Source organism: Limnohabitans sp. (assembly GCF_044361985.1).
Classification (GTDB): domain Bacteria; phylum Pseudomonadota; class Gammaproteobacteria; order Burkholderiales; family Burkholderiaceae_C; genus Limnohabitans_A.
In genome coordinates this window covers 1-3,777 of sequence record NZ_JBIKHV010000154.1, presented here as the reverse complement: position 1 = coordinate 3,777, position 3,777 = coordinate 1, and the positions used below count along the sequence as shown (strand labels likewise).

General features: G+C 58.6%; 3 protein-coding genes and 2 pseudogenes. 3 read left to right on the top strand and 2 right to left on the bottom strand.

Features of this window, described 5'->3' with window-relative positions:
• Positions 1-263 (top strand): annotated as a pseudogene (locus ACIQ3A_RS14270) (DNA repair protein RecN); the annotation flags it as partial.
• The gene (rapZ, locus tag ACIQ3A_RS14265; RefSeq protein WP_396432389.1) at positions 260-1,123 is read left to right on the top strand and encodes an RNase adapter RapZ; all 864 of its coding nucleotides are present in this window, start codon (positions 260-262) and stop codon (positions 1,121-1,123) included. The pseudogene ACIQ3A_RS14270 and the gene rapZ, both read left to right, overlap by 4 nt.
• Before the next feature lie 15 nt (positions 1,124-1,138).
• Here the strand turns inward: rapZ and mutY are convergent, their stop codons facing one another.
• Together mutY and mutM are read right to left on the bottom strand one after the other, a co-directional pair.
• Positions 1,139-2,179, bottom strand: a complete 1,041-nt coding sequence (mutY, locus tag ACIQ3A_RS14260) for an A/G-specific adenine glycosylase (RefSeq protein WP_396432388.1) — start codon at positions 2,177-2,179, stop codon at positions 1,139-1,141.
• On the bottom strand, positions 2,164-2,979 hold the full coding sequence (gene mutM, locus ACIQ3A_RS14255) for a bifunctional DNA-formamidopyrimidine glycosylase/DNA-(apurinic or apyrimidinic site) lyase (protein ID WP_396432387.1): 816 nt from the start codon (positions 2,977-2,979) through the stop codon (positions 2,164-2,166). Before mutM ends, mutY begins: the two co-directional genes overlap by 16 nt.
• A 77-nt stretch (positions 2,980-3,056) precedes the next feature.
• On the opposite strand from mutM, the pseudogene ACIQ3A_RS14250 reads away from it, so the two are divergent.
• Positions 3,057-3,777: pseudogene (locus ACIQ3A_RS14250) on the top strand (hypothetical protein); the annotation flags it as partial.

The following is a 3,777-nucleotide window of genomic DNA, read 5'->3' as shown; positions in this document are numbered from 1 at the left end:
TGGGCCAGCACCGCCAAGTGCTGGCAGTCACCCATTTGCCCCAAGTGGCAGCCTGTGCCGACCATCACCTGCTGGTCAGCAAAGCCGCTGCCCATGGTCAAGTCAACAGCCAAGTGCGTGCCGTTGCAGGCGAAGAACGCGTCAGCGAAATCGCACGCATGTTGGGTGGCGAAAAACTCTCCGCCACCACCTTGGCTCACGCACGAGAAATGCTGGGCGATGCCCCTTTGAAACCCAGCGGTCGCAAAGCGCCGCAACACTGAGCATGGACATCATTCTGATCACCGGCATGTCCGGCTCTGGTAAATCGGTCGCACTGCACGCGCTGGAGGACGCCGGCTATTACTGTGTCGACAACTTGCCCCCCGAACTGCTGATTCCCTTTGTCAAACTTGAAGAAAAGCACAAAGAACAACGCCTGGCCATTGCCATCGACGTTCGCAGCGCCAACTCCTTGCACCTGATGCCCGAGCAAATGGCACTGCTGCGCGAGATGGGCATGTCCGTGAAGTCGGTTTTCCTGGACGCCTCATCAGAAACTTTGCAGCGCCGGTACTCAGAAACTCGCCGCAAACACCCGCTGTCAGGCAGTGACAAACCTCAAGGGGACAAGGCGCTGCTCGAGACCATCCAGTTCGAGCGCGAACTGTTGTCAGATTTGCGTGACCGTGCGCATGTCATCGACACCAGTTTGTTGCGCTCAGCCCAACTGCAAACCTATGTCAAGACACTCGTCAGTGCCCCTTTGGCGCAACTGACTTTGGTGTTTGAATCGTTTGCTTTCAAGCGGGGCATACCCACCGATGCCGACTACGTATTCGACATCCGAATGCTGCCTAACCCCCACTACGAAAGTGCCTTGAAGTCCTTGAACGGGCGAGATGTGCCTGTGCAGAACTACCTTCGCCAGTCAGAGGAGTTTGTGCAGATGCAATTGCAGATCGAGGGATTCCTCAAGCAGTGGATTCCTGCCATTGAACGCGACCACCGCAGCTACGTGACCGTGGCCATTGGCTGCACCGGCGGGCAACACCGCTCGGTCTTCATGGTCGAGCAACTGGCGCACAACTTTGGCACACGCTGGCTCACACTCAAGCGGCACCGGGAACTTGACGCGATATAAGCAGCGCCGATTTTTTCAGCCTGCCAGTAGCGCCCTGACTGGCGCCGGCAAGCCCATACCAGGCCAGACTGCAGCATCCACCCATTGACCCTCAGCGTCGGGGGCGTTTTGAGCGCTGCCGGTCATTAGCACAGGATGCAGGTGAAGGTCTCTGTGCGTGAGCACATGCTTCCACGGCTGGATGTACTGAGGCTCTTGCCCATCTGCCCAGGCAGCACGCAAATCACCTTCCGAATCAAACACCGGCAAGCTGAATAAGCCTGCCCAAATGCCTGTATCGGGCCGCTTTTGCAACCACACCTGGCCTTGCGTGTTGACCGCCCACAGCAGCCACAAGGTGACGCTGCTGCGCTTGATTTTTCGCGTCTTGACGGGGTAGGCCAAGGGCTCGCCCTGACCTCTGGCCCGACACAAGTCGCTCACAGGGCAAACATCACACTGCACCTTGCGTGGCAAGCACACCGTGGCGCCCAAGTCCATCAGCGCCTGGGTGTAGCGCGGCATGTCAGACGCCTGCTCTGGCAAGAGATCTTGCGCCAGAGACCACAATGCGCGTTCGTTTTTGGACACCGCCAAGTCTTGGCCGTAGCCCAACACACGGGTCAGCACACGCTTGACGTTGCCATCCAGAATGGCTGAGCGCTCTTGAAAACAAAACGCGGCAATCGCTGCAGCGGTCGAGCGGCCAATGCCGGGTAAGGTTTGCAGATCCTCGGCACGCCGGGGAAATACGCCCCCAAATCGGCCCATCACCTCTTGTGCGCACTTATGCAAGTTGCGAGCGCGGCTGTAATAACCCAAGCCACTCCACAAAGCCAGCACATCGTCTTGCTGCGCATCGGCCAAAGCGGCGACATCGGCAAAGCGCCCTAAAAACCGGGGGAAGTAATCGAGCACGGTCGTCACTTGGGTTTGCTGCAACATGATCTCAGACAACCAGACGCGGTAAGGGTCCTGGGTGTTTTGCCAAGGCAAACTTTGGCGACCGTGCTGGCGCTGCCAGTCCACCATGCAGCGGGAAAATCCTGCAGGCAAGGGCGTCAAGGTTTCTGGCATTGGGGGCAATAAAAAGTGGTGCGCTGGCCTTGCAACATAGAACGGATCTTGGTGCCGCACACACGGCATGGCTCGCCCGCACGGCCATAAACGGCCGCCTCCAGTTGAAAGTAGCCTGTGCGGCCTTCGGCACTGACAAAGTCTTTCAGTGAACTGCCCCCCTGCTCTACCGCACGGGACAACACCTGAATGATGGCAGCGTGCAACCTGGCCACGCGGGGTCTGGACAAACGCGAGGCCTTGGTGGTCGGGCGAATGCCCGCCATGAACAAGGCTTCCGATGCGTAAATGTTGCCGACCCCCACCACCACATCTCCCGCCAGTAAAACTTGCTTGATGGCGGACTGGCGTTTTTTTAGAGCAGCGGCAAAGTCGGCGACCTCAAATTGACCATTCAGGGGCTCCACACCCAGCCGCCCCAGCAACTTTTGCGCTTGCGGCGAATCCTCAGAGGGCGCCCAGACCACCGCACCAAAACGGCGCGGGTCGTGCAAGCGCAGTACGCCCCGGTCAGTGACCAGATCCATGTGGTCATGGGGACCGGGGTCGGCTTGTGTGGGGGCGAAATTCAGGCTGCCCGACATGCCCAGGTGCACCAGCAAAAGCCCCTGATCCAGATCAAGCAGCAGGTATTTACCCCGGCGCCGCACGCCAAAAACCTGTCGCCCCACCAAACTTTGGGGTGACACCCCCAAAGGCCAGCGCAAGGGTTTGCCCATGTGCAGGGCCAATATTTGGGCCGAAGCAATGCGCTCAGCAAAGCTTCGGCGGGTGACTTCAACTTCTGGGAGTTCAGGCATGCATTGATCCGACGCCCAAGATGGCCATTTGCCTCTGAAGCGCTTGTTTAAAAGTTGGCTGGATTATGATGGCCCTCATGAAATTCTGGTTTCGACTTGCTGTTTTGTCCACGTGCATAGCCGGTGCTTGGGCGCAGCCTGCCAGCGTCAAAGCAGAAGACCCGCACAAAAAATCGGCCCTTGACGCTATTTTGTTCTACCAAATTTTGCTGGGTGAATTGAGCGCACGCCAAGGCTCTTTAGGCAGCGGTTTCTCGATCATGCTCGACGCCGCCCGCAAAACCCGCGATCCGGCCCTGTTTCAGCGCGCCGTTGACATGGCATTGCAAGCCCGTTCTGGTGAAGCCGCATTGCAAGCGGCACAAACCTGGAAAAGGGAAATTCCGACATCCCTGGAAGCCAGCCGCTACGTGCTTCAGATCTTGCTGGCGCTTAACCGCATCGAAGATGCCGGCAAAGCCCTGGCGATTTCCATCAACGAACTCCCGGCGGAAGATCAATCTGCCGCCATCGCCTCTGTGCCGCGCTTGTTCGGCATGCTGCAAGACAAGGCACTGGCTTCAGAAGTGGTTGAAAAAGCCCTGGCCCAAGCACTGTCGAAAGCCCAAACTTCGGCGACAGCCTGGACGACTGTGGGACGCATGCGCCGCGATGCAGGTCAAATCACCAAGGCCGTCGACGCGTCCACCAAAGGCCACGCAGCAGACCCCAAAGCCACCGGTCCGCTGGTGCTGGCGATGAGCCTGATGGTCAGCGCCAACAGCAGCCTCCAACCCATGGTGGAGGCGGCCATGAAAA